The organism is Dietzia sp. HMSC21D01 (assembly GCF_001815995.1).
Lineage (GTDB): Bacteria > Actinomycetota > Actinomycetes > Mycobacteriales > Mycobacteriaceae > Dietzia > Dietzia cinnamea.
Genome location: NZ_KV823889.1, coordinates 1 through 2,268 on the forward strand (window position 1 = coordinate 1; position 2,268 = coordinate 2,268).

At 66.2% G+C, this 2,268-nt stretch carries 2 protein-coding genes; one reads left to right on the forward strand and one right to left on the reverse strand.

Annotated elements, in window-relative coordinates:
* Positions 1-149: 149 nt before the first annotated feature.
* On the reverse strand, positions 150-1,427 hold the full coding sequence (gene eno, locus HMPREF3086_RS07735; protein WP_070721146.1) for a phosphopyruvate hydratase: 1,278 nt from the start codon (positions 1,425-1,427) through the stop codon (positions 150-152).
* A 349-nt stretch (positions 1,428-1,776) separates the two neighbouring features.
* Between eno and HMPREF3086_RS07740 the strand changes: the two genes are divergently transcribed.
* A complete protein-coding gene (locus tag HMPREF3086_RS07740) occupies positions 1,777-2,268 on the forward strand; it encodes a hypothetical protein (RefSeq protein ID WP_141764028.1) in 492 nt (163 codons plus the stop codon).

Here is a 2,268-nt window from a genome sequence, read left to right on the forward strand (position 1 = left end):
GTCCCACGGCCCGCCCCGGCAGCCCGGCGTCGGATGGCACCCGACGCCTCACCGGGCCGCCGGGACAACGCACGGTCGCGTGCGTCGCCCCGACGGTCCGAGGGGCGCGGTGGGCGGGCCATGAGCCCTCCTCTCGACTACCTACCTGCTCAGGCCTTGAAGCGCGGGAAGGCGCCGGCTCCGGCGTACCGGGCGGCGTCGCCGAGCATCTCCTCGATGCGCAGCAGCTGGTTGTACTTGGCCACGCGCTCGGAGCGGGCCGGGGCGCCGGTCTTGATCTGGCCGCAGTTGCAGGCCACGGCGAGGTCGGCGATGGTCGTGTCCTCGGTCTCGCCCGAGCGGTGCGACATCATCGACGCGTAGCGGTTGCGGTGGGCCAGGTCCACGGCGTCCAGCGTCTCGGTGAGGGTGCCGATCTGGTTGACCTTCACCAGCAGGGCGTTGGCCAGTCCCTTCTCGATGCCGTCGGCCAGGCGCTGCGGGTTGGTGACGAAGAGATCGTCGCCGACCAGCTGGACCTTGTCGCCGATCATGTCGGTGAGGGTCTTCCAGCCGTCCCAGTCGTCCTCGTCGAGCGGGTCCTCGATCGAGACGAGCGCGTACTTGTTGACGAGCTCGGCGTAGACGTCGGCCATCTCGGCGGCGGAGAGCTGCTTGCCCTCGAAGTGGTACTTGCCGTCCTTGAAGAACTCGGTGGCGGCCACGTCCAGAGCCAGGGCGACGTCGGTGCCGAGCTCGTAGCCGGCCTTCTGGATGGCCTCGACGATCAGGTCGAGCGCGGCGGTGGTGGACTCCACGGAGGGGGCGAACCCGCCCTCGTCGCCCAGGCCGGTGGACAGGCCGCGGTCCTTGATGACGGTCTTGAGGTGGTGGTAGACCTCAGTACCCATGCGCAGGGCCTCGCGGAAGGTCGGGGCGCCGATGGGGGCGATCATGAACTCCTGCACGTCGACGCCCGAGTCGGCGTGGGCGCCACCGTTGAGGATGTTCATCATCGGGACCGGCAGAACGTGCGCGTTGGAGCCGCCGATGAAGCGGTACAGCTCGAGGCCCGAGGACTCGGCGGCGGCGCGGGCCACGGCCAGCGAGACGCCCAGCACGGCGTTGGCGCCGACGGTCGACTTGTTGGGCGTGCCGTCGGCGTCGAGCAAAGCCTCGTCGACAAGACGCTGGTCCTCGGCCGGGATGTCGATCACGGCGGGGGCCAGCACGTCGAGGACGGCCTCAACGGCCTTGGTGACGCCCTTGCCCAGGTAGCGCTCGTCGGAGTCACGCAGCTCGACGGCCTCGTGGGCGCCGGTCGACGCACCGGAGGGCACGGCGGCGCGGCCGAACGAGCCGTCGTCCAGAAGCACCTCCACCTCGACGGTGGGGTTGCCTCGCGAATCGAGGATCTCCCGGGCTCCGACCTGCTCGATAAGCGCCATCTGTGCTCCTTGGGGGAAGTTCGTGGGTTCGTGTGCGTGGCCGGCGCCGCATGGGCGGGCGCAGTCCGCGGCCCATTGTTCCACGAGCCTCTCCGCGGCGCGCCGAGGCGGCGCCGGGGGCGTGTACCGCCCACTCCGTGGCACCCACTGACCACCGCTCGCCGTCGAGCACAACCGCCCATGACGCGCGAGTCTCAGCGAACGCTGAAAGTTGCGCTGAGAGCGCGGAGCATTCCTACTATCGGTCATGGAGTCCACTACTGCAGAGGTCAGTTGGCTACTTAGTGCCCTGGCACAGGCGTCGGCCGCCCTAATTGCGATAGTCGGCGGTCTACTTGTCTCCCGGTACGTGGCGCTCCATGCGGAGCAGCAGGCTGCGCTACGCAGAGTCGATGATTTGACGCGCCGTGCAGATGAAGCCGAGACGCGACTAGGCAAGGCGCGTAACGAACTCGACTTGTCCTACGTTGATGACGCCCTCGATACCTACGATGTCTTTGAGTTGATCGCGAAGGAGGGATTCAAGCCCACAATCGAGGATGTGCTCGCCGTTGTGGACGACGACAGGCTCGATCACGACCTACTAATCGTTCGCTTAGCGGATCTAACAACTGAACTGGAGACAGCCGAGACTCAACTGATTGAACTCGTTCCCGTCGAGCAACACCACTTAGAATTTGACGAATTCCGGCGCCAACACGGGTTAGAAGTTAACCACCGTTCGGCTTGGGAGTGGACTTACGCCTCAATCTGCGAAGAGCAACGCGAAGAATGGCAAAAGTCTCAATATAGGCGGCAAGACTACACACCTCTAACCCCGCTGATTCACGGGCCGGTGTAA